The sequence below is a fragment of the Bacteroides sp. M10 genome (genome assembly GCF_014334015.1).
GTDB classification, from domain to species: domain Bacteria; phylum Bacteroidota; class Bacteroidia; order Bacteroidales; family Bacteroidaceae; genus Bacteroides; species Bacteroides intestinigallinarum.
Window position 1 is genome coordinate 5,329,412 of record NZ_CP060488.1, and the last position, 23,563, is coordinate 5,352,974.

At 42.1% G+C, this 23,563-nt stretch carries 16 protein-coding genes and 6 tRNA genes; 7 read left to right on the plus strand and 15 right to left on the minus strand.

Annotated features, from left to right (window positions below; all coding sequences use genetic code 11):
* The first annotated feature begins 45 nt into the window (after window positions 1-45).
* Both H8796_RS19600 and H8796_RS19605 read left to right on the plus strand, forming a co-directional pair.
* A complete protein-coding gene (locus tag H8796_RS19600) occupies window positions 46-720 on the plus strand; it encodes a response regulator transcription factor (RefSeq protein ID WP_117935667.1) in 675 nt (224 codons plus the stop codon).
* Window positions 721-739: 19 nt separating this feature from the next.
* On the plus strand, window positions 740-2,071 hold the full coding sequence (locus tag H8796_RS19605) for a HAMP domain-containing sensor histidine kinase (RefSeq protein WP_117935669.1): 1,332 nt from the start codon (window positions 740-742) through the stop codon (window positions 2,069-2,071).
* A gap of 89 nt (window positions 2,072-2,160) precedes the next feature.
* On the opposite strand, the gene H8796_RS19610 is transcribed toward H8796_RS19605, so the two are convergent.
* From H8796_RS19610 to H8796_RS19620, 3 genes are read right to left on the minus strand one after another with little or no spacing between them, the layout of a single operon-like run.
* Complete coding sequence (locus H8796_RS19610) at window positions 2,161-5,286, minus strand: efflux RND transporter permease subunit (RefSeq protein WP_004303525.1); 3,126 nt, start codon at window positions 5,284-5,286, stop codon at window positions 2,161-2,163.
* Between the two features lie 14 nt (window positions 5,287-5,300).
* Window positions 5,301-6,395 carry an efflux RND transporter periplasmic adaptor subunit gene (locus H8796_RS19615; protein ID WP_117935671.1) on the minus strand — a complete coding sequence of 365 codons (1,095 nt, stop codon included), beginning with the start codon at window positions 6,393-6,395 and terminating at the stop codon, window positions 5,301-5,303.
* A 22-nt stretch (window positions 6,396-6,417) separates the two neighbouring features.
* Window positions 6,418-7,683, minus strand: coding sequence for a TolC family protein (locus H8796_RS19620; RefSeq protein WP_004295722.1), 1,266 nt, complete (start codon window positions 7,681-7,683; stop codon window positions 6,418-6,420).
* Window positions 7,684-7,918: 235 nt separating this feature from the next.
* On the opposite strand from H8796_RS19620, the gene H8796_RS19625 reads away from it, so the two are divergent.
* Entirely contained in the window at window positions 7,919-8,281 is a 363-nt protein-coding gene (locus H8796_RS19625) for a co-chaperone YbbN (RefSeq protein ID WP_117935673.1), read from the plus strand.
* Window positions 8,282-8,522: 241 nt separating this feature from the next.
* Here the strand turns inward: H8796_RS19625 and nagA (H8796_RS19630) are convergent, their stop codons facing one another.
* The 9 genes from nagA (H8796_RS19630) to nspC form a co-directional block, all read right to left on the minus strand.
* Window positions 8,523-9,698 carry an N-acetylglucosamine-6-phosphate deacetylase gene (nagA, locus tag H8796_RS19630; RefSeq protein WP_117935675.1) on the minus strand — a complete coding sequence of 392 codons (1,176 nt, stop codon included), beginning with the start codon at window positions 9,696-9,698 and terminating at the stop codon, window positions 8,523-8,525.
* Between the two features lie 21 nt (window positions 9,699-9,719).
* The gene (gene nagA / locus H8796_RS19635) at window positions 9,720-10,886 is read right to left on the minus strand and encodes an N-acetylglucosamine-6-phosphate deacetylase (RefSeq protein WP_117935677.1); all 1,167 of its coding nucleotides are present in this window, start codon (window positions 10,884-10,886) and stop codon (window positions 9,720-9,722) included.
* Window positions 10,887-11,076: 190 nt separating this feature from the next.
* Window positions 11,077-11,152, minus strand: a tRNA-Gly gene (locus H8796_RS19640).
* Between the two features lie 34 nt (window positions 11,153-11,186).
* Window positions 11,187-11,271: transfer RNA gene (locus tag H8796_RS19645), tRNA-Leu, on the minus strand.
* Window positions 11,272-11,303: 32 nt separating this feature from the next.
* Window positions 11,304-11,376: transfer RNA gene (locus tag H8796_RS19650), tRNA-Gly, on the minus strand.
* A 19-nt stretch (window positions 11,377-11,395) separates the two neighbouring features.
* Window positions 11,396-11,479: transfer RNA gene (locus H8796_RS19655), tRNA-Leu, on the minus strand.
* A 23-nt stretch (window positions 11,480-11,502) separates the two neighbouring features.
* Window positions 11,503-11,584, minus strand: a tRNA-Leu gene (locus tag H8796_RS19660).
* A gap of 34 nt (window positions 11,585-11,618) precedes the next feature.
* Window positions 11,619-11,691: transfer RNA gene (locus H8796_RS19665), tRNA-Gly, on the minus strand.
* Between the two features lie 118 nt (window positions 11,692-11,809).
* Window positions 11,810-12,949: a carboxynorspermidine decarboxylase gene (nspC, locus tag H8796_RS19670; protein ID WP_117935679.1), complete on the minus strand. Its 1,140-nt coding sequence runs from the start codon at window positions 12,947-12,949 to the stop codon at window positions 11,810-11,812.
* 175 nt (window positions 12,950-13,124) lie between these two features.
* On the opposite strand from nspC, the gene H8796_RS19675 reads away from it, so the two are divergent.
* Window positions 13,125-13,682, plus strand: coding sequence for an NAD(P)H-dependent oxidoreductase (locus tag H8796_RS19675; protein WP_117935681.1), 558 nt, complete (start codon window positions 13,125-13,127; stop codon window positions 13,680-13,682).
* Window positions 13,683-13,911: 229 nt separating this feature from the next.
* On the opposite strand, the gene H8796_RS19680 is transcribed toward H8796_RS19675, so the two are convergent.
* The 3 genes from H8796_RS19680 to H8796_RS19690 all read right to left on the minus strand — a co-directional run bounded on the left by H8796_RS19680 (window position 13,912) and on the right by H8796_RS19690 (window position 18,827).
* Window positions 13,912-15,468: an ATP-binding protein gene (locus tag H8796_RS19680; protein WP_117935683.1), complete on the minus strand. Its 1,557-nt coding sequence runs from the start codon at window positions 15,466-15,468 to the stop codon at window positions 13,912-13,914.
* Window positions 15,469-15,733: 265 nt separating this feature from the next.
* Window positions 15,734-16,423 carry a hypothetical protein gene (locus H8796_RS19685; RefSeq protein ID WP_004295713.1) on the minus strand — a complete coding sequence of 230 codons (690 nt, stop codon included), beginning with the start codon at window positions 16,421-16,423 and terminating at the stop codon, window positions 15,734-15,736.
* A gap of 25 nt (window positions 16,424-16,448) precedes the next feature.
* Window positions 16,449-18,827: an ATP-dependent helicase gene (locus tag H8796_RS19690; protein WP_117935685.1), complete on the minus strand. Its 2,379-nt coding sequence runs from the start codon at window positions 18,825-18,827 to the stop codon at window positions 16,449-16,451.
* 146 nt (window positions 18,828-18,973) lie between these two features.
* On the opposite strand from H8796_RS19690, the gene H8796_RS19695 reads away from it, so the two are divergent.
* The 3 genes from H8796_RS19695 to H8796_RS19705 all read left to right on the plus strand — a co-directional run bounded on the left by H8796_RS19695 (window position 18,974) and on the right by H8796_RS19705 (window position 23,539).
* Window positions 18,974-20,713 (plus strand): RHS repeat protein, encoded by a 1,740-nt coding sequence (locus tag H8796_RS19695; protein ID WP_117935687.1) that lies wholly within the window; start codon window positions 18,974-18,976, stop codon window positions 20,711-20,713.
* 75 nt (window positions 20,714-20,788) lie between these two features.
* Window positions 20,789-21,406 carry a superoxide dismutase gene (locus H8796_RS19700; protein WP_004295710.1) on the plus strand — a complete coding sequence of 206 codons (618 nt, stop codon included), beginning with the start codon at window positions 20,789-20,791 and terminating at the stop codon, window positions 21,404-21,406.
* Between the two features lie 150 nt (window positions 21,407-21,556).
* Window positions 21,557-23,539 carry a HAMP domain-containing sensor histidine kinase gene (locus H8796_RS19705; RefSeq protein ID WP_183042735.1) on the plus strand — a complete coding sequence of 661 codons (1,983 nt, stop codon included), beginning with the start codon at window positions 21,557-21,559 and terminating at the stop codon, window positions 23,537-23,539.
* Window positions 23,540-23,563: the final 24 nt, after the last annotated feature.

A 23,563-nucleotide genomic window follows, 5' to 3' on the forward strand; every position in this document is an offset into this window, starting at 1 on the left:
CGGATGCCGGGAAAAAAGTATCTTTGCACATAAACAATCTGAATTATGGCAAAGATACTATTGGTTGAAGATGAAATTAACATCGCCTCTTTCATCGAACGGGGACTCAAAGAATTCGGGCATTCGGTAACCGTCTGCCATGACGGGAATACGGGTTGGAAAATCCTTCAGGACGAACCTTTCGACCTTTTAATACTGGACATTATCATGCCTAAAATAAATGGTTTGGAGCTTTGCCGACTTTATCGCCAAATGTTCGGGTATCAAATCCCGGTAATCATGCTGACAGCTTTAGGAACAACCGAAGACATCGTCAAAGGACTGGATGCGGGAGCAGATGATTATCTCGTCAAACCTTTTAGTTTCCAAGAACTGGAAGCACGCATCAAAGCCCTGTTGAGACGCAACAAAGAAGTCCCTTCCAATCTATTGACATGCGATAACCTGGTATTGGACTGCAATACTCGAAAAGCCAAAAGGGGGGACATAGACATCGACCTTACCGTTAAAGAATACCGCCTGCTCGAATATTTCATGACTCATCAAGGGGTTGCCCTCTCACGTATCACCCTGCTCAAAGATGTATGGGACAAGAATTTTGATACCAATACCAACATCGTAGATGTTTACGTAAACTATCTCCGGGTAAAGATTGATCGTGACTTTGATAAAAAGCTGATCCATACAGTCGTAGGATTAGGATATATCATGAATACTTAAACTCCCAAGCACACCGGCTATGAAAATAGGTTCTAAAATAGCTCTCTTCTATACATTAATCAGTGTACTGACCACTGTCATCATCATTGCTGTATTTTATATTTTCAGTACGCAGTACATCAATAAACTTTATGCTTCTTACCTGCGTGAAAAAGCCTACCTGACCGCGCAGAAGCATTGGGAAAAAGATGAAGTAGACGAACAGAGCTACCAGATTATCCAGCGCAAATATGACGAACTCCTGCCCGAAGCCCATGAGATTCTTTTAAATATGGACAGTCTCTCCGAAGTACGTGATACGCTGAATAAATACCTCACACAACACCAGCAAGCTCTTCTGCTGGCAGGACAGGACAGCATCCCCTTCTCCTTCAAATATAAGGATCAACTGGGAGCCGCCCTTTATTATCCGGATAATGAAGGAAACTTTATCGTACTCGTCATGTCACGGAATGCCTACGGAACAGAAATCAAGGAACACTTATTATTGCTTTCCATATTTCTCATCTTAGCCAGTTCCGTCCTGATCTTTTTTATCGGAAAAATATATTCCGGCCGTATTCTGGTTCCCCTGCAACACATACTAAAGGAATTGAAAAGAATACGTGCCAACAGTCTGAACCGCCGATTAAAGACCACTGGCAATAATGACGAGCTGGAGGACATGATAAAGACATTAAATAGCATGCTCGACCGTCTGGACAGTGCATTCAAGGCAGAGAAATCCTTTGTCAGTCATGCTTCACATGAGTTGAACAATCCGATTACTGCCATTCAGGGAGAATGTGAAATCAGTCTGCTGAAAGAAAGAAGCACGGGGGAATACATTGAATCTCTCCAACGAATTTCTTCGGAAAGCAAACGGTTATCCAATCTGATCCGGCATCTTCTTTTTCTTTCACGACAAGAAGAAGAACTCCTGAAAAACAATATTGAAGAGATTATTCTGGCCGATATATTAAAAGAGTTGACAGCTTCCGATGAGAGAATCCATCTTCATTTGGAAGAGACAGACCGCCAGATGACTGTAAAAGCCAATCCGTATCTGTTGAAGATAGCATTAAAGAATATAATAGATAACGCCTGCAAATACTCTGATAAAGAAGTAAATGTGACTCTCTACCGGGAGCAACAACAAGTCATTCTTGATATAGAAGACCGGGGAATCGGTATTCCACAAGAAGAAATAGAACACATATTCCAGTCTTTCTATCGGGGCAGTAATACCCGGGACTATGCCGGACAAGGCATCGGACTTAGCCTGACCCTGAAAATCATCTCTGCTTATCACGCAAAGTTGGATATATTTTCAGAAATAGAAAAAGGAACAAAAGTACGGGTGATTTTTTAATTCACCTTTCTTTTATTCCTTTCTCCCTCTACCTACTGAAAACCTACAAATTTAATCTATGAGAGTTTTTTTCACAGGATAGAAATGAACTAAATACGTCTTTGCAATAACTTTCCATTTTTATCATATAACATTCGTTCATATACCACTTCCACAATAAGAGGAAAGACAAACAGAGCAAAGAAAGTCGCTCCTATCAATCCACCGATAATGACAATAGCCAACGGACGCTGTGATTCCGAACCAATTCCATGACTCATGGCAGCGGGCATCAAACCGATAGCTGCCATTGCCGCTGTCATAATCACAGGGCGGATACGCGAGCGCACTCCTTCCTTAGTGGCTTTCTCCAAGGGCGAACCGAGTTTTAGATTCGCCTTTATATCGGAAATCATAATCACCCCATTCTGAATACAAATACCAAACAAGGCAATAAAACCGATACCGGCAGAAATGGAGAAGTTGAACTGCGTTATCAGAAGAGCCACAATACCACCCACGGCGGCAAACGGTACATTCAACAATACCAGTCCCGCATCCCGCGCATTAGAGAATAGAATAAACAGGATGATAAAGATAATAGCAATACTGATAGGAACAACCTGTGCCAGACGTTTCGTTGCACGTTGCTGGTTCTCAAAATCGCCCGTCCATTTCAACGAATAGCCTGCCGGCAGATGTACGGAAGCATTCACCTTTTTCTGCGCCTCGGCAACTGCCGTACCCATATCACGACCTCTCACCGAGAATTTCACCGCACAGAAACGAGCGTGATTATCACGGAATATCAATAATGGTCCCGTAATCGTCGTTATATCTGCCAATTCTTTGATAGGTACCATCGTTCCATCCATCGCCGGAACCAATATCTTACCTATCTCCTCTTCATTCTGGCGGAATTGTTCACTGTATCTTACCATGATATTGAACTTCCGCTCATCCTCATACAACAGTGAAGCCGATTTTCCGCCAATAGCCATTTCGATAATTGATTGCACATCTTCCTTAGCAACCCCATAACGCGCCAACTGGCGTTCATTCAACTCTATGCGAAGCTCCGGCTGACCGATGTTCCGAATCACACCCAAGTCTTCAATTCCCTGAACCGTACTAAGAATCTTATCTATCTGAACCGCATATTTCTCCGACTCATACAAGTCTTTACCAAACACTTTCACCGCAATAGATCCTTTCACACCGGAAGCAGCTTCCTCCACATTATCGGTAATCGGTTGTGAGAAATTGAAGTCAATACCGGGATAAATGGATAAATCATCCTGCATCTTATCAATCAGTTCCAGTTTTGTCAACTTGCTCTCCCATTCCTTTTCGGGATAAATATCAACGTGGAACTCGATATTATAAAATCCGGTAGCATCTGTACCGTCATTCGGTCGTCCGGTTTGCGACAGCACTTGCCGCACTTCCGGAAATGTTAATAGTTTCTTTCTCATTTTATTGGCAAGAGTCACCGATTCATCCAACGAAATGCTCTGTGGCAAAGTAGCACGAATATAGATAGATCCCTCATTCAACTGCGGAAGGAACTCCGTACCCAGGAAAGAGAAAAGCCATAATCCGACACCTGCTATTACGGTTGCCATTCCGATGGTCAGTTTTCTGTGCGCATAGAATAAATCAAAAAGAGCCGAACACTTTGCATTGATAAAATGGACAAAACGGTTGTTTTTCTCACGGACATTCTTCTTCAGTAACATGGAAGACATCACCGGAACCAATGTCAATGTAAAGATCAAAGCTCCCAACAGTGCAAAGCCCAACGTGTATGCCAAAGGAGAGAACATCTTTCCTTCTACCTTCTGGAAAGAGAAGATAGGAATCAATGCAGTGATGATAATCAATTTAGAGAAGAAAACCGCTTTCGCCTTGTCTTTTGCCGTGTGACGGATCAGTCCCATTTTAGACATCACATTAAAAGCAGGCATCCCCACTTCCCTCGCTTTCTTGTCCAAAGCCACAAACACTCCTTCCACCATCACCACGGCCCCGTCAATAATAATACCGAAGTCTATGGCTCCCATAGAAAGCAGATTGGCGGACATTCCCATCACCCGTAAACAGATAAATGCGAACAAAAGGGCTAATGGGATAACGACAGCAACAATCACGGTAGTCCGCCAATCTGCCATAAAGATCAATACAATAAACGTAACCAATAATATTCCTTCAATCAGGTTATGCGTCACAGTCTTTACCGCCAGATTCACCAAGTCCTCCCGGTCATAGAATGCCACTATCTTCACATCTTTCGGAAGCACATTCTGATTCAAGTCTTCTATTTTATCTTTCAGGTTTGCAATCACCTCACCCGGATTCTCTCCTTTCCGCATGACTACAATCCCCTGTACAACATCATTCTCATCCATTCGGCCCACTTGTCCCAGACGAGGCAGACAGGATTCGTGTACATCGGCAAGATTCTTCACCAGAATCGGAGTGCCATTGATGTTTTTCACTACGATATTTCTCAATTCATCCAGATCGTTAATCAAACCGATTCCACGAACCACATAAGCTTGCGAACTTTTAGTGATAACATCTCCTCCTACATTAATATTACTTTTAGCTATCGCATCATACAGTTCCAAAGAGGTAATGCCATAATTAATCAACTGGTGAGGATTCACACTTACCTCAAACGTCTTCACCTCTCCGCCGAAGCTCACAATATCCGCTACGCCGGACACCGAACGGAGATTACGTTCAATCACCCAATCCTGAATCGTTTTCAGTTCCCGCACACTGCGCTTGTCACTACGCAGCGTATAACGGAATATTTCTCCCGTCGGTCCATACAGAGGTTGTACTTCCGGAGTTACCCCGTCCGGAAGGTCAGCATCATTCAATAAATTATATACCTGTTGACGTGCGGTGAAATCATCGACACGATCTTCAAACATTACATTGATGACAGAAAGCCCGAAAAGAGTGGTGGAACGAATATCCGTTTTCTTCTGAACGGGATTCATCGCAATCTCAACAGGAATGGTGATAAACTTCTCTACCTCTTCGGCACTACGCCCCGGCCATTGCGTGATAATCGTCACTTTCGTATTCGTCACATCCGGGAAAGCATCTATCGGAGTATGTTTAAAGGAAACAGCTCCGGCTATAACGGCAATCGCTGTACAGAAGAAAATAAAGAATTTATTCTTCAGCGAGAAAGCCACTATATTATCTATGAATTTGTGCATACTATTTTCTGTTTTTAATCTGCATTCAACGCATTATATACCAACAATACATTATTATTCAGCACTCTGTCTCCCTCGGAAAGTCCGGAACGGATATAGCACTCCTTGCTCAACTGCTTGTACACATCCACCTCTTTCACCTGCAAACGCTGATCCGGCTCCACCACGACTATATAATTCTTTCCTCCTTCAAATACCAGTGCATGAGCATCGATACGAGGCATGGAAGTTCCATCCGCTTTACATTTCACACTTACATTCGTAAACATCCCCGGTTTCAACAAATACTCTTCATTCTTCAATTTGATGCGGACATTCATCGTTTTACTTTCACTATTCAACAAATGATACACCTTATCAATCGTACCGGCAAACATCTTATCCGGATAAGCCAACGTAGAAATGCGTACGGAAGCACCTTCGGAAACCTTACTGATATCGCTTTCATACACATCCGCCATCACCCATACGTCTGACAACCCCGAAATCGTGAACAGTTCTTCACTCTGATCCGGACGCAACTGCATATCCCTGCTGATTTGTTTCTCCACAATAAACCCCGAAACGGGAGATTTCAGCTGATAATAAGCATTTCCGGAGAAATTATAAATAGAGAAAACATCCTTTATTCTTCTTTCTTCGGCTTCGGCACTTGTCAACTCCTGCTTCGCCTGAAGTACATCTTTATCCGAAGCCATGCCGGAAGCATACATATCCTGCGTAGCATCCATATTTCTGCGTGCCAGCAATAATTGTTGTTCCGCCTCTTTCAATTGCTTTTCATAATCTGCCACTTCTCCACTGCGGATGACTGCCAATACATCTCCCTTACGAACAAAGTCTCCTATTTCAGCCTTCAGTTCTGTTACCGTACCTCCAAACATCGGATATACATGTGCCACCTGATTCTCATTAAAAGTGACCCGCCCGTTCAACGTCAGTTCGTCAATCACCTCTTGAACGTGAACCGTATCGACAGATACAATTCTCAACAAGCTATCTGTCAGGCATAAGGCAGTCGGTTCAACATTCGTTTGTTCTCCTTTACCGGAGCATGCTCCCAATATGGTAGTAAGCAATATGCAAGAAAGGAATTTATTCCAGTTCATAGTCTTTGATAATTTATGAATATTAGTAGTTCAATATAGTTTGTCCGATAGTTGTATTCAGGTTTTCCATCGCCAGGAAAACATCTTTCTTTATTTCATGTAACTGAATACAAGTTTCTTTATAGCTGTCATAGTAATCGATAAACTCCAACAAGCTGATATTTCGTTTCTTAAAGTTTTCATTCACTCCTGCTATCAGTTTTTCGAAGTTACGTTCCAGTTCCATATTGGTAGATTGATAAAGCTGAACAGCTTTATCCAACGAAGCATAAGCGGTATAAAGCTCCATATCCGCACGGTTAGCCGCATTTTCCTGTTCCGCTCCTGCCTGCTGGATACTAAAACGGGCAGCTTTCACATTTCCCTGGTTGCGGTTGAAAATAGGTACTGACAAGCTCACTCCTATTGCAAAATAGTTATTGATAAAGTTTCCGGCACGGTCATAACTACCATTCACCGAAAATTCCGGAAATGCCATTGATTTCTGCAATTTCAGATTTGCACGGGAAGCACTGACCGTACTCCGGGCAATCTTGAGATCCGGCCGTTCATTCACCATCGCTTTCAAGTCGGCGAACGATAGTTGAGACAAATCCAATTGCTTCAACACCTCTTCATCCAGTGATAACTCAACCATCGTGTCTCCCGGAAGATTTAACAAGACATTAAGTTCCCCTCTAAGGGTCAACAACTCATTTTCCCGTTCATTCTTCTCTTTCTTCAAAGAGAACAACATAGATTCCAGACGGGACATTTCCATCAATGAAATATTTCCTTTCTCCTGTTGCAGTTTCATTCCGGCAAGTAACTCTTGCAGAGAATTCACTTCCTTCTCATAAATGGATATGGATTTCGAGAGAAAATAGACTTGTACAAACTTCTCATTCAGCTCCTGACGAAGTGTTCTCATCACCTCTTCAAACTGATATTCTGCTATTTCTTTATTGATTTTCTCCAGTTTCACCTGCTTATTCCGTTGTCCGGCAAGACGAATTACCTGTTCAATCCCCACAACCATTTCGCCCTCCTTACCAAAATCAAAATACTTTCCGTTCAGGCGGTTATAAACATTCTGTTCTAACGAGATTACCGGATTCTCAAATAATTTGGCTTGCAGCACTTGTGCCTGTGCCATATCAATGTTGTACCGTTCGGCTATCAGCGATAAGTTACGTTCCAGAAAACGTTGTTCCGCCTCTTTCAGCGTTAATGTTCCTGTGGTAGCCTGTTGCGCGCATATTCCTCCTGTCAGCAGAAGAAAAAAAGAAATTAGAAATACTCTGTTCATTACTATATTTATCTTTATTACCTTATTGTAGTTGTCGCGGCAAAATTACAATTCTATAGCCGGAGAGACGGGAAAAAGCCATTATAAGCCTCTCATATCAGATTAGAATTTGATTAGAAAATAGCCATAAAGGAAGAATTGTAAACACAACAGGAAAAATGGCTATCCTTCTTTTATCACAGTTCCCCTATCTTTGCAGTAGAGAAAATGAAATGAACCATTAAAAATAGAATATATGAAAATAATAGATTTAACCAAAGATAGTTTTGTAGAGAAGGTAGCTGATTATCAATCTTATCCTGATAACTGGAACTTCAAAGGGAATAAACCTTGCCTGGTCGATTTTCATGCCCCGTGGTGCGTCTATTGCAAAGCGTTATCGCCTATATTAGACCAACTGACTAAAGAATACGAAGGGAAATTAGATATTTATAAAGTAGACGTCGATCAGGAACCGGAATTGGAAAGTGCATTTAAAATCCGCACCATTCCCAACCTGTTACTTTGCCCGCTGAACGGCAAACCGACAATGAAGTTAGGTACAATGAATAAAAACCAATTGAAAGAACTGATAGAAAGCAGTTTGCTTTCAGAATAGAAATACATTAAAAGTCCGGAAAGCTTCTGATGATGATAAACTACGGGGCTCTTAATATCATACAGAACATTTGCTTTTACAATAGGGAGTATGTCAAAACGCAGATTAACGCAAATTATCGCAGATTATTTCATTTATATTGATATATTAATCAACGACTTATAAAATTATTTCTGCGATAATTTGCGTTAATCTGCGTTTTATTATTTATTATGACACACCTCTTTTGGGATTATTTCAACTATTCTTTATGCAACAGAATATCAGTTCCCGGGACAATCTTTCCCATCGACCATACACATCGCACATTCAGTTCCTTATCAAGAATCACAATATCAGCATCCTTGCCCTTTGCCAACGCCCCTTTCCGGTCACTCGCTCCTATTAAACGGGCAGGAGTTTCAGAAGCCATACGCACGGCATCTTCCAAAGGTATATTCGCTTTCTTCACCATGGTGCGAACCAACACATCCATCGTAGCCAGGCTACCGGCCAATGCAGAATGATCTGCCATCTTACATACGCCGTCCTCTATGATATAGCGAGGATCAATCGGTTCATTCCCTTCATAAGCAGCATAAGCCAAAGCATCGGTAACGAGGCACGTATTCTCTACACCTTTCAACTTATAAACCAATTTTAGAATCGTGGCAGGCAAGTGAATACCATCTGCAATCACTTCCACTGTCATCCCATCCGTCAAATATACACTCTCCACCGTACCCTCATATTTATATTCACGACGTTTATGGAAACCCGGCATCGCATTATAAAAATGGGCAGCATGAGAGAAACCCACTGCATACGCAGCCTTGATTTCATCATATTCGGCTTCCGTATGTGTTACGGCAGTCATAATTCCTTTCGAACGGGTGTACTTTGCAAAATCATGTGCACCGTGCAGTTCAGGACTGATGTCCCAACGTCTGATACAAGAGGTATGCTCCAATAAAGGAATATATTCGTTTTCATCCGGAGTTTTCAGAAAACCGTCGTACTGGGTTCCCGCCATCTTCGGATTCAGGTAAGGACCTTCGATATGCAGGCCAAGAACAGGAGAGTCCTTCTCTTTCATCAGGTTTTCACAGACATCGACTGCCTGGTAGATTCTTTCGAACGAGGTAGATGATAATGTAGGAAATATCCCGGTAGCACCATGTTTTAGGTGTGCAGTAGTTGCCGTGCGGAATGCTTCTTCCGTTGCTTCCGTATAATCATGTCCGCCACCTCCATGTGCATGCATACTTACAAATCCGGGCACAATCGTCATCCCTCTGGCATCAATAACCGTTGCACCGATAACCGCCAAATCACTGTTGGTCACCTCTAATATTTTTCCATCACAAATCAATACGGAACCATCTTTCAACCAGCCTTGCGGGGTCAATATTCTTCCATTTATTATTTGAGTCAACATAGTTTTCGTTATTTATTAGATTTAAAACAGTTTATTGGTGCCTTCCACCAGTTCTCCCATTGCCCATACAGCTCTCACATTCAAGTCTCTGTCTAAAGCAATCATATCGGCATCCTTGCCACGCTCCAGCGTTCCTTTACGGTCGAGTACTCCCATAATCCGGGCAGGAGTTTCGGAGGCCATTCTCACGGCATCCTCCAAAGGTATTTCCGCCTTCTGCACCATGGTACGAATCAGTCGATCCATCGTTGCAATACTTCCCGCCAGTGCTGAATGGTCTGCCAGCTTACATACTCCGTCCTCGATAATCACACGCGGATCAAAAGCCACCTGACTATCGCTGGCCGCACAAGCTAATGCATCCGTTATCAGACAAGTGCGTTCCACTCCTTTTATCTTGTATACAAGGCGCAAGATTGTTGGAGGCACATGAATACCGTCTGCCACCACTTCCACTGTCATATCATCAATCAGATAAATACTTTCTACCGTACCTTCATACTTGTACTCTTTCCGTTTATGGAATCCCGGCATTGCATTATAAAAATGAGTGGCATGCGTATATCCCGCCTCATAGGCTGTCTGTATATCCTCAAATTCGGCCTGGGTATGTCCTACCGAAGCCAATACCCCTTTCGCTGTGATATATTTACCAAATTGCATGGCTCCGGGGAGTTCCGGTGCGGCATCCCAACGTTTGATACAATGAGTTTCTTCCAGCAACGGAATATATTCTTCGGGATCGGGATCTTTGATATTTTCGGGAATCTGTCCACCTGCCATCGCCATATTGAAATAATGTCCTTCCAGATGAAGTCCGAGCACAGGGCTATTAGGCTCCGCCATCATTTTCTCTGTAGTTTCCGCGGCTGCACGGATCATTGGAATGGTAGAAGAAGAAAGAGTAGGAAAAATACTGGTAGTGCCATGCTGCATATGAGCTTTGATTGCTGTCTGGAAAGCCTCTTCGGTGCCTTCCATAAAGTCTCTTCCACCGCCACCGTGAACATGGATTTCTACACCTCCCGGAACAATATACATTCCTTTGGCATCAATCAGTTTGGCTCCGATAATTGCAAGGTCACAATTAGTTACTTCCAGAATTTTATTGTCACGAATAAGAACTGACCCATCCTTCAACCAGCCTTGCGGGGTGAGGATGCGTGCATTAATGATCTGTGTTAACATATCACAAATAGTTAAATTAATTAAAGGTCTGTGTGAATCAATGACGCTCTTTTTTGGGGGGAGTACATTGATTTTTTCGTTTGCAAAATTACGCTTTTCCGTTCAATCTATCGATACAATCGTCCGGTAAACTTCCAATATTATACAAAAAAAGGTTGCCAATCTTATCGACTGACAACCTCATCTTATATGGAGCGGAAAACGAGACTCGAACTCGCGACCCTAACCTTGGCAAGGTTATGCTCTACCAACTGAGCTATTTCCGCAAACTAAATTTCGTCATTCAGAAATCTGAAAGATTGGTGCCCAGAACAGGACTCGAACCTGCATGCCTCGCGACACACGCACCTGAAACGTGCGCGTCTACCAATTCCGCCACCTGGGCAAAACTTAGTTCCATTATTTCAAAGAAACAAGAGCGGAAAACGAGACTCGAACTCGCGACCCTAACCTTGGCAAGGTTATGCTCTACCAACTGAGCTATTTCCGCATTTCACTTTCATAAACTGTGAAGAGGAGGAGACTCGAACTCCCACAACATTTCTGTCACTACCACCTCAAAGTAGCGCGTCTACCAATTCCGCCACCTCTCCATAATTTTAAAGTTTAACCTTTGTGCCCAGAACAGGACTCGAACCTGCATGCCTCGCGACACACGCACCTGAAACGTGCGCGTCTACCAATTCCGCCACCTGGGCAAAGATTATTGTTCCAACATTTCAAAGAAACATGAGCGGAAAACGAGACTCGAACTCGCGACCCTAACCTTGGCAAGGTTATGCTCTACCAACTGAGCTATTTCCGCATTTTTTCGTTTGCGGTTGCAAAGGTAGGGATTTTCCGTAAACATGCAAACATTCTGCCTACTTTTTTCACAGAAATCTGTTCACTTTGCACCTACCGCAAAACAATCATTTTGATTATCAACTCATTCGGTCACGATAATCTTCATAAGAAAATTGCTTGTATATTTCAGCTTTCCCCTCTTTTGTCCAAATGGCAATGGCAGGATGATGAATTCCGTTAAACATATTTGTCTTGACCATCGTATAATGAATCATATCTTCGAACACGATACGCTCTCCGATTTGCAACTCATGATCGAAGCTCCACAGTCCCATATAATCACCGCTCAAACAGGAATTTCCTCCGAGACGATAAATATATTTTCCTTCATCTCCCATCTCTGCACCACGCACGGCAGGTTGGTATGGCATTTCCAGACAATCCGGCATGTGGCAAGTGAAACTAACATTCAAAATAGCCGTCTTGATACCACGACTTTCCACAATATCCACCACTTCGGAAGTCAGCACTCCCGTCTGCCAGGTAAAGGCCGAACCGGGTTCCAGGATAATGCGCAAATGAGGATAGCGTGCTTTTAATCCTTGCAACAGTCTTATCAAATGTTCGGTATCATAGTCCTTACGAGTCATCAGGTGTCCACCACCCAGGTTCAACCATTTAATCTGTGAAAACCAATGGGCAAATTTAGCTTCAAGATGTTCCAATGTACGTTCCAGCTCATAAGAAGAAGATTCACAGTGACAATGACAATGAAAGCCTTCAATACCTTGCGGTAATGCTTCGGGCAACAAATCGGCTGTTATCCCAAAACGTGTGCCGGGTGCACATGGATTATAAAGTTCGGTTTCCACTTCCGAATATTCAGGATTTACGCGGATACCACAAGAGATGCCACTTCCTTCTGCAACCACCATCGGATAGAAGCGTTCAAACTGCTGCATTGAGTTGAATGTGATATGACTGCTGCAACGCATGATTTCCGGGAAATCCTGTTCCGTATAAGCAGGAGAATATGTATGCGCCTTGCTGCCGAACTCTTCCAATGCCAAACGGGCTTCATACACCGAACTTGCCGTAGAATGATCTATATATTCACGGAATATGGGGAAAGAGCGCCACATGGCAAATGACTTGAAAGCAAGAATGATCTCCACTCCCGCCCTGTCGGCCACGCTTTTTATCAAACACAGGTTCTTTCTTAAAAGCTCTTCTTCCATGATGTAACAAGGAGAAGGGAACTGATTAAAATCTATCATATATAAATTATTATCTAAAATAACGCCTTACGAACGTGGATGCAAAAATACAAATTCAAAAGCAAAGAGGGATTGTTTTATTTTTAATTAAGATATTGGTTTTCGCGAACTTTTTCTTATTTTTACACCTTTATAATCTATAAGTAGTTATATCATCCTAAATACCTGATTGAATATGAATAAAGATTTAAGAAAAGTAGTGATCCTGCTGGCACATCCAAACATGAAAGGATCTCAAGCAAACAAAGCATTAATTGATGCCGTTGGTGACATTGAAGGAGTAGCCGTATTCAACCTTTACGAATTATCGCCTGACATCGCTTTCAATGTAGACGAATGGAGTAAAATCATCTCTGATGCCTCTGCTGTGATCTATCAGTTTCCTTTCTATTGGATGTCTGCACCGTCATTACTAAAGAAATGGCAGGATGAAGTCTTTACTTTCCTATCCAAGACTCCGGCAGTCGCCGGCAAACCGCTGACAGTGGTAACAACTACCGGATCTGAATTCGATGCTTACCGCAGCGGAGGAAGGAATGGTTTCACTACGGACGAACTTTTACGCCCTTATCAGGGCAGTGCTATCCATTCAGGTATGGTGTGGCAGACTCCTATCGTTGTTTATGGAATGGGAACAGCGGATGCGGGAAAGAATATCGCTGAAGGAGCAAATACATACAGACAGCGGGTAGAGATGCTGGTCAATAGCAGTAACGCCGGAAATAATTGGTAAGACTATGAAAAGCGTAGCTTTAGATTAGATAAAGCTACGCTTTACAGATGCTAAAGCATAGCTTTAGGTTTCGCCAAACACTTCTTTTTCAACGTCAGTAGCGGCAAGCCCCCCGATTACAGGACATTATTAATCCGACAATATTACCTTAAAAGGAACACATCGTTATTCAGACGAATATCTACCACGGATATTTATCTTTAGCAACAGCATTTTTCATATCATCTTCCTATTTTATGATCCACTGCCCCAAAGTCCGTGTTGTACTATCAAAATTCACTCCAACCTTGACAACCTTGCGATGATCTATCTCGTAAGGAATAGCATATTGTTTACTATCAATTTGAGCCAATGCTTCTTCGGGAGTTCCATCTACCTTAAATTCAAATACATAAATTGCATCGGACATCTTAATTACCACGTCAGCCCTGCCAATAGCATTCTTTACTTCTACGTCTACATATTGGCCCATTAAACGGAATAATAAATAAAAGATAGTCTGATAATGTTTCTCCTGATTGTTCTCCAAATCATAAGGTATGGAAGAAAAGAAAGAACGAGTACGAAGAAGACACTGCTCAATATCACCTTTCATCAGGTCTCTTACAAAAGAGACTACATAAAAGTTGCTTTCTCGTGTCGGTTGATTAAGATATGAAGGGATCAACGTCTCAATAAAGCCTATTTTAACTTCTTCGTTGGGATAACCTAATGTATATGTACGAAAAAGAGGTTCATATCCTTTAATTGTCAAATAGCCACTCTGATAAAGTACGGGAATCGGATCGGTAATAACCTCTGTCGCTTTATCAAAGTCTTCATCTTTCACTTCCATCTTTTCCAATAGATTAAGACTGAAATCCATTCGCTGTAACATTTCAATCAAGAAAGTAGGTGTACCGGTAGAGAACCAAAAGCTCTTATATTTCCTTTGAGAAAAAGCATTGAAAAGACTGAACGGATTGTAAATATCTTCACAATTTTCACTAAAATGATAACCATCGTACTGCCGTTTCAAATGCCGACAAGCTTCTTCATAGGTTTCATTATTCGCTTGAGCTATCCTCTCAATATCCGGTTGCATCTGACTTAGCAACTCTTGCTCTGTAATACCACAAATAGCACTATAATCATCGCTCATACTGATATTCTGCAAGTTATTCAACTCACTAAATATACTCATCTGACTGAACTTGCTGATTCCTGTCAGAAACAAGAAACGAAGATATTGCCCTTGTGCTTTAAGAGGACTGAAAAATTTCCGCATTTCAGTTCGTAATTGTCCTTGTAAAACAGAGTCACTATTACTATCCAATAAAGGTGCATCATATTCGTCAATCAATACGACAGCCTGCTTTCCTGTCTGTTGGTAGATTCGTTGAAGCAAACCGGTTAAACGGGCTGCATAGCTCATTTCTTCTTCATTTTTCCCATAAGTCCTCTCCCATTCGCTTAGATAAAGATTCAATTGCTCTTGCAAATCTTCGATTGTGGTGTATTTCGTTCTGCTAAAATCAATATGCAACACAGGATAAACAGTCCATTCTTTCTCTAACTGTTCCATAGCCAATCCTTCGAACAACTCTTTCTTTCCGGAAAAATAAGCTTCAAGAGTAGAGACTAGAAGACTCTTTCCAAAGCGGCGAGGACGACTAAGGAAATAAATCTTATTTGTATGGGTCAAATGATAAATTAATGCAGTTTTATCAATATACACACAATCATTATTACGTAAATCCTCAAAATTCTGTATTCCGATAGGATATCTTCTAAATGTCTCTTTCATACCACTCTAATGCTTTTATTGGAAATATGAACAAAGATACGAAATAAAATGATTACATGACACTTAATATTATTATAAAACCCTACAATATCATTCAATTTCATTGTTCGATTCATTTAAACTTATCTAAAGAACTACCTTATTAATAGCTATTAAAAGAGTGACGCTATCCCACCAACATAGTGACGGTATATGCTTAGGATAGCGTCACTATTCCAAGCATATACCGTCACTATGTTTAAACCGGATATTCGGGCTGTTATTTCTAGTTTCCGCGCTGTGTAGGCAGGGTAAATTCTTGCGAATCACAAATCACTCCATTCTCGTCCGCCACTGCGACACGGAATGTCACTTCACCGTCTTTCAATTTTTCACCTGCGTGAATGGAAGCGGTATAACGGATGCCTTCACCCGGAAGAATCTCCTCCACCATCACGGAAGGAGAAATGCCGAGATGCTTCACCTTCCCCACCGTTTCTACCACAGGAACTACATTATAAACAGGATTTCTCCCTTCATTCATAATCTCAAAAATTATCTTGCTATTTTCTCCCGCATCAATCACATGACTGCGATTATCATCTATAAAACGGATCTTGCGCAACTTCAGTTGAGAAATAGGCTGCTGCACCGGCTGCTTCTTATATTTTTGCACACGGACTTCCCTCACTTCAGGAATATACGCATCTTCCTCTATTTGCTCTTGTCTCGGCGCCGTCAACGCGTTTCCAATAGCCGCACCGGCAATGGTTCCCACAATATTCCCAATAGCAGAACCACGGTAACCGCCTCTCCAGCCATGATTATTATCTCCGATAAGTCCGCCTATCGAACTTCCCAGACTACCTCCGATAGAAGCACCTGCCATGATAGCTCCCGGATTTCCCATACGCCCCGACGCACATCCACTCAAAATCAAAGCGGAAAGCAAAATTACTGTTAGTTGTTTCTTCATGAGTCTCTCTATTTAGTGTTATTATTTATTCTACCACTTTAAAACGAGCGAAACGTAATAATAGTTGTTTGTCTCCCGCATTTTTAAAATGAATAGTTGCTTTCGCATTGTCTCCCGTTCCTTCTACTTTAATCACTTCACCCAATCCGAAACGTTCGTGCTCTATCATCTGTCCGACCTGTACTCCTGCTACCGATGCCGAAGTGGAAGAGGTTGCCTGTACACCGTTACTTGGGCTAACAGTACTAACTTTCTTCAAATTTCTCGGTACGCTGGGAGCAATGATCTGTGCTTTCGGACGTTCACGCTGTTCGGAAGATGTACTTCCGAAAGGGGCACGCGACGGAGAAGCTGAACGGGTGAATCCTCCTTCAATCTCTCTACGGAAACGTCCTGCACCTTCATCGACAGCCCGGCTCACTCCTGCCTCATGCGGCAGTTGCAAGTAATGAACATCGATATCACGCAAGAAACGACTGGGGCTTCCAAATTCCATCTTTCCATAACGGAAACGGGTTTTGGCAAAAGACAGATAACAATGTTCCTCCGCACGAGTAATAGCTACATAGAACAAACGACGTTCTTCTTCCAGTGCCCGGGGAGAATCTCCTACCATCCCACTGGGAAACAGGTTTTCTTCCAGACCAACCACAAATACATTCTTAAACTCCAATCCTTTAGCCGAATGAACTGTCATCAACGTTATCTTTTCCCCATCATCCGCCTTGTCGGAATCCTGATCGGTAAGCAATGCAATCTCCGAAAGGAAATCGGTAAGAGACACATTCGGGTTACCCTCCTCCTGCCGCAAAGCGCAGAAGTCATTCATTCCATTCACCAACTCTTCTATATTTTCCTTACGGCTTAGGTTCTCGGGGGATGTGTCCTGGCAGACATCGTTGATAATGCCGGACTGACGGATGATATTCGTTCCTATTTCATAAGCGTTCTTATCTGCCTGATCGACAATGAAACCTTCTATCAATTCACGAAAGCCTTGCAGTTTTGCATGCGTTCCTTTATTTATATCCAGTCCGTAACTCAATGGTTCACAGAGTGCCGCCCAAAGACTTACACCATGATCGGTAGCCGCCGATATAATCTTCCCGACTGTCGTATCTCCAATACCACGAGCCGGATAATTAATGATTCGCTTGAATGCTTCTTCATCATTCGGATTCACTACCAAACGGAAATAAGCAATCACATCTTTTATCTCTTTTCGCTGGTAGAACGAAAGTCCTCCGTAAATCTTATAAGGTATACTTCGTTTCCGAAGAGCCTCTTCAAAAATACGGCTTTGTGCATTCGTACGATACAGGATGGCAAAATCAGCATATCCGTAGCGATACTCCCGTCGTAGCTCTGCAATCTTATTAGCTACAATATCTCCCTCTTCCACATCGCTATACGCCTGAAATACACCGATAGGTTCCCCCTTTTCTTTCTCCGAAAACACGGCTTTCCGTATCTGACGTTCATTCTTCTCAATCAGGCTGTTGGCAGCACAAACAATGGTTTGTGTGGAACGGTAATTCTGCTCCAGTTTAAAGACTTTCGTATTGGGGTAGATTTTTGTAAAATAGAGAATATTGTCAATATCCGCCCCACGGAAAGAATAGATACTTTGCGCATCGTCTCCCACGACACAGACCCGTTGATTTTCTTTAGTCAGTTGCAAGACAATGCTATGCTGCGCATAATTCGTATCCTGATACTCATCTACCAGCACATAACGGAACTGATCCCGGTAGCGTGCCAACACTTCCGGAAAGTCACGGAATAAAATATAGGTGTACACCAGTAAATCATCGAAATCCATTGCACCTGCCTGACGACATCTGTCCCAATAACGGGTATAGATATCACGGATAGCAGGCATCTTGGCAGCCATATCTCCTTCGTAAGCCTCTTTATTGGCAGCATACCCCGTGGGAGTGACCAGATGATTCTTGGCATTGGAGATACGTGCTTGTACCGCTCCCGGTTTATAAGTTTTCTCGTCCAATCCCATCTCTTTAATAATGGAACGAAGCAGACTCTTACTATCAGCCGTATCATAGATGGTGAACTGGGAAGTGAACCCGATAAATGTTGCTTCGGCACGAAGAATCCGTGAGAAGATGGAATGGAAAGTCCCCATCCACAAATAACGTGCCCGTTCCATACCTACCTGACGGGCAATACGCTCTTTCATCTCGCGCGCCGCCTTATTCGTAAAGGTCAGTGCAAGGATATTCCACGGATTGTAGCCGTTCTCCTGTTCCAGCAAGTAAGCGATTTTATAAGTCAATACGCGCGTCTTCCCCGAACCTGCACCGGCTATCACCAGCGAAGGACCGTCATTATAAGTCACTGCAGCACACTGACTCTCGTTCAATTCATCTATATAATTGGTATTCATAACAGCATTATAAAAACAATGTGGATTTTTAACAAACCCTTGGCATTCAAATTTGTTCTCAATACAAAAGTATAATATTCATTCGAGAATGAAGGTATTTTTATGAATTTTCATCACTAACTATTTTAACCTAACACCAAAAAGCAATGAAAAGAAGTATATTTTTATCGATTATTTTGAGTTTGTTTCTGGTCGCCTGCATTCCACAGGCAATGGCACAAAAGCAGAGTCGCCTGGAAAAGCTGCTAAGGTATCTGAACGATAATGACGCCGACAAATGGCAGAAAAACCGTGATAAGATAGATGACGAGACACAAACCTATTATGCCGAGGAACTGGCATTATTGGATGTGCTCAACGGATTGTGGAACGAGCAAAGCGAACAGGCTGCCATCAACTATTTCGGATGCTACGAAAGGGCAACGAAAGCTTATTTTCCCAATATCTGTGAAGAAGAGAAAATACAACTTTCCAACGTACAAAACAAAGCAGAACTGGCCGTTATCTCCATTCTGGAAGCTTCGAAAGATCAAATTCCTTTTAGCAAGACGTTGATGGACAGTATCCGGTCAAGCGGTTATCCGGGAGATTCTGCCATCTTGCAAAAGGTGCGGGACATCCGTGAAATGGCTTTACTGGAAGGTATGCTGAAAACACCTACGCTGAATATTTATCAAACGTACATCACGGAATATCCGAACGGCAAATTTATCTCTCAAATCAACACTGCGGAAAACAAACGGCTTTACCAGATTGTAAAGAGTAATCCGACATCAGCGAATTTCAAGGCATTTTTTGATAACGCCAACATGCAGAAATTCTTCACGGATAAAGATACGCGTCCATTCCTTCCGGAAGTCCGTGCGTTATACGATGATTTTCTGTTTCAAGGGATCGACAGCCTCCGGGAGAAAGGAAACGCAACAGACATTCGGCAGATTATTGACGAGTATAAGCAATCACCTTACCTGACTTCCACAGCACGTACTCATCTGGATGACCTTGAATATCTTAGTGAAAAAGCTGATTTTGAGCTTTTAAAAGCTGCCATTGTCAATTCCGAATCTTTGAGTATGCTGCAGGATTTTCTTTGCACACACAGGTATAAGGAATTTCGTGACCAGGCCAATGCACTACGGACACCGTTTATTCTGCAAACAATCATATCCACTCCTACTTCCGTGAAATACTATAATGGAGGACGATTGATTAAGTCTGCGGAAAATGACAGTACGGGAAATACCTCGACCACTTATTCGTATGACGATAAGGGGCAGCTCATTTCTACATTGTCGCTTACCGTAAAGAACGGTCAGCTAAGCAATGAAATACAAACGAACAGATTATACGATCCGCAAGGTCACTGCATCTTTGAAGTGCAAACGAATCCGAAAACCAAAACGGATCTATACCGGCGGACACGCCGTATCGGCACGGACGGAAGTATCGAGAGTGATTCGCTCAAGTATACAGATGGAAGAGTCATCATAAGTTCCTATAATAAACAGGGGTTATTGACCGAAACCAAAGAGTATAATAAGAATGGAGAACTTCAGGCGTACACCGCAAACAAATATGATGATAAAGGCAGATTGATTTCATCCCAACATCAAAACCTGCTTTTTGCTAATTCTTCGGATCAGATTATTTCACAAAAAGATGCTTATGAATACGATAAATACGGTTATCTGACACAGATCGTTTACCAACGGATTTTAGGCAATAACCAGAAAACATCGGGATGCCTGATCTGCCTGTACGATAAATACGGAAACCAGATCGATAGCAATTCTTATTATGAATATGATAATACGGGCCAATGGATCTGCCGGACCGACCGTGAGCATCCGAAAGAAGTGAAACGTATACAGTACATTTACAAATAAAGTAAGATGCTGTGAACATTTTGCAAAGGGCTTCTGTTATTATAGTATAACAAGCCAATTAAAACTTGTAACATTATGAATACTATATTAATGTCTTTAATTATGATGACCATGACTTACGAAATGCCTAAACTTCCTTACGCTAACAATGCGTTGGAACCTGTAATCAGTCAGCAAACAATAGATTTCCATTACGGAAAACATCTACAAACGTATGTAAATAATCTGAATAGCCTCGTGCCCGGAACAGAATATGAAGGTAAAACGGTAGAAGAAATCGTTGCAGCCGCACCGGATGGAGCTATATTCAATAACGCCGGACAAGTATTGAACCACAACCTGTACTTCCTGCAATTTGCCCCGAAACCTTCGAAGAAGGAACCCGCCGGTAAACTAGGAGAAGCCATCAAACGTGACTTTGGCAGCTTTGAAAACTTCAAGAAAGAATTCAATGCAGCAGCAGTCGGATTGTTTGGTTCAGGATGGGCTTGGCTATCCGTAGATAAAGACGGTAAACTGAAAATCACTAAAGAGGGGAACGGCAGCAATCCAGTACGTGCCGGTTTGAAACCACTTCTCGGATTTGACGTTTGGGAACACTCCTATTATCTGGATTACCAGAACCGCCGTGCCGACCACGTAAACGCCCTGTGGGATATCATCGACTGGGATGTGGTTGAAAAAAGAATGTAATTAAATTTACAAGCTAAACTATACTTATGGAAAAGGTTGTTGTGTTTTTCACAGCGACCTTTTTTACAGATTAAAAAGAACAGACTTTTATTGTATATCAGATGCATTAGTTGTATTTTTGCAACTCATAAAACAACATAACAAACAATTATGATACTGTATAAAAGAAAAAAAATACGATTTATTGTCTCCATTGCTGTACTCCTTTTCCTCCCCCTTTTCGGCAATGCTGCCACCACAGAAGAATCTGAGGAAGAAATTCTGTTTATCACCTCTTATAATTCTGACACTAAATATACCTACGATAACATCAGCACATTTGTAGAAACCTACACCCAATTGGGAGGAAGATATTCGACCATGGTAGAAAATATGAATGCAACAGACTTAACGCAGGCGCATCAATGGAAAAAAACATTAACTGATATTCTGGACAAACATCCGAAAGCCAAATTAGTTATTCTCCTGGGTGGTGAAGCATGGAGCAGTTTTCTTCATCTCGAAGATGAAAAGTACAAGCAGCTTCCTGTTTTCTGTGCAATGGCATCACGCAACGGTATCCGTATTCCGGAGGATTCGACCGACATCCGAAGCTATAATCCTGAAAGCATCAACTTAATGGAACGCATGAAGGAATACAACGTAAGATATTGTAGCACATACGAATATGATATCAAAAAAGACATTGAAATGATACAGAATTTCTATCCGGAAACAGAACACCTTGTATTTGTATCGGATAACACATACAACGGACTTGCCGAACTGGCATGGTTCAAGAAAAACCTGCAACATTTTCCACAGTTGTCTATCACCTACGTCGATGGCCGCATCCATACACTCGATATGGCTGCCAGTCAATTGCGCAATCTTCCCAGAAACACAGTCATGTTGCTTGGCATCTGGAGAATCGATAACCGGGGTATTACTTACATGAATAACTCCGTTTATGCTTTTTCCAAAGCCAATCCTCTCCTGCCTATGTTCAGCATGACTTCCACTGCAATAGGTTACTGGGCTATCGGAGGATATGTCCCGCAATATGAAGGAGTGGGACAAAGCATGGGAGAATATGCCTACCGCTTTTTAGACCAGAAGGAAACTGATATCAGCAGTATCAATATCTTACCCAACAGATATAAATTTGATGCGAAGAAACTAAAGGAATGGGGATTTGAAAACAAGAAGTTACCTGTTAACTCAATGGTAATCAATCAGCCCATTCCGTTCTTTGTGGCCTATAAGACAGAAGTGCAATTCATCCTGATTATATTTCTCGTATTAGTAGGAAGTCTAATGATTTCGCTGTATTACTATTACCGGACTAAAATCCTGAAGAATCACCTTGAAAGAACTACGAAACAACTACGGGAAGATAAAAAGAAGCTGGAAGAGTCTGAAGTCGAATTGCGTGATGCTAAAGAGCGCGCTGAAGAAGCTAATCAGCTGAAAAGTGCCTTTGTTTCGAATATGAGCCACGAGATACGGACTCCGCTAAATGCTATTGTCGGTTTCTCCAGCCTGATTATCGGTTCGGTAGAGCAGAATAACGAACTGAAAGAATACGCAGATATTGTCCAGACCAACTCTAATCTGCTGCTCCAACTGATTAGTGATGTACTGGATATATCACGCCTGGAATCAGGAAAGCTGCAATTCAAATATGAATGGTGTGAGCTGGTGAACCATTGCCAGAATATGATTACCCTGACCAACCGAAACAAGACAATGGATGTAGACATTAAACTGCAAATGCCTAAAGAGCCTTACATGCTCTACACAGATCCCTTGCGCCTGCAACAGATTATTATCAATCTGCTGAACAACGCCTTGAAATTCACTCCTGCCGGAGGAAGCATTACGCTGGATTATGAAGTGGACGAAGAAAAGCAATGTATGCTGTTCTCGGTAACTGATACCGGCACCGGAATCCCCGAAGATAAACAGGAGCTGGTATTCCAACGTTTCGAAAAGCTGAATGAATTCGTGCAGGGTACAGGATTGGGACTGGCTATCTGCAAACTGACCATCCAATATATGGGAGGTGATATCTGGATTGACAAGAATTACAAAAATGGCGCCCGGTTTATCTTTTCTCATCCTATCAAAAAACAGGAATCAACAGAAAAATGAAAAAAAATCGACTGATTTAGTGTT

Bases quoted from the DNA above. Each gene is read 5' to 3' on its own strand.
- H8796_RS19600 (WP_117935667.1), top strand. From the start codon at position 46: ATGGCAAAGATACTATTGGTTGAAGATGAAATTAACATCGCCTCTTTC.
- H8796_RS19605 (WP_117935669.1), top strand. From the start codon at position 740: ATGAAAATAGGTTCTAAAATAGCTCTCTTCTATACATTAATCAGTGTA.
- H8796_RS19610 (WP_004303525.1), bottom strand. From the start codon at position 5,286: ATGCACAAATTCATAGATAATATAGTGGCTTTCTCGCTGAAGAATAAA.
- H8796_RS19615 (WP_117935671.1), bottom strand. From the start codon at position 6,395: ATGAACTGGAATAAATTCCTTTCTTGCATATTGCTTACTACCATATTG.
- H8796_RS19620 (WP_004295722.1), bottom strand. From the start codon at position 7,683: ATGAACAGAGTATTTCTAATTTCTTTTTTTCTTCTGCTGACAGGAGGA.
- H8796_RS19625 (WP_117935673.1), top strand. From the start codon at position 7,919: ATGAAAATAATAGATTTAACCAAAGATAGTTTTGTAGAGAAGGTAGCT.
- nagA (WP_117935675.1), bottom strand. From the start codon at position 9,698: ATGTTGACTCAAATAATAAATGGAAGAATATTGACCCCGCAAGGCTGG.
- nagA (WP_117935677.1), bottom strand. From the start codon at position 10,886: ATGTTAACACAGATCATTAATGCACGCATCCTCACCCCGCAAGGCTGG.
- nspC (WP_117935679.1), bottom strand. From the start codon at position 12,949: ATGATAGATTTTAATCAGTTCCCTTCTCCTTGTTACATCATGGAAGAA.
- H8796_RS19675 (WP_117935681.1), top strand. From the start codon at position 13,125: ATGAATAAAGATTTAAGAAAAGTAGTGATCCTGCTGGCACATCCAAAC.
- H8796_RS19680 (WP_117935683.1), bottom strand. From the start codon at position 15,468: ATGAAAGAGACATTTAGAAGATATCCTATCGGAATACAGAATTTTGAG.
- H8796_RS19685 (WP_004295713.1), bottom strand. From the start codon at position 16,423: ATGAAGAAACAACTAACAGTAATTTTGCTTTCCGCTTTGATTTTGAGT.
- H8796_RS19690 (WP_117935685.1), bottom strand. From the start codon at position 18,827: ATGAATACCAATTATATAGATGAATTGAACGAGAGTCAGTGTGCTGCA.
- H8796_RS19695 (WP_117935687.1), top strand. From the start codon at position 18,974: ATGAAAAGAAGTATATTTTTATCGATTATTTTGAGTTTGTTTCTGGTC.
- H8796_RS19700 (WP_004295710.1), top strand. From the start codon at position 20,789: ATGAATACTATATTAATGTCTTTAATTATGATGACCATGACTTACGAA.
- H8796_RS19705 (WP_183042735.1), top strand. From the start codon at position 21,557: ATGATACTGTATAAAAGAAAAAAAATACGATTTATTGTCTCCATTGCT.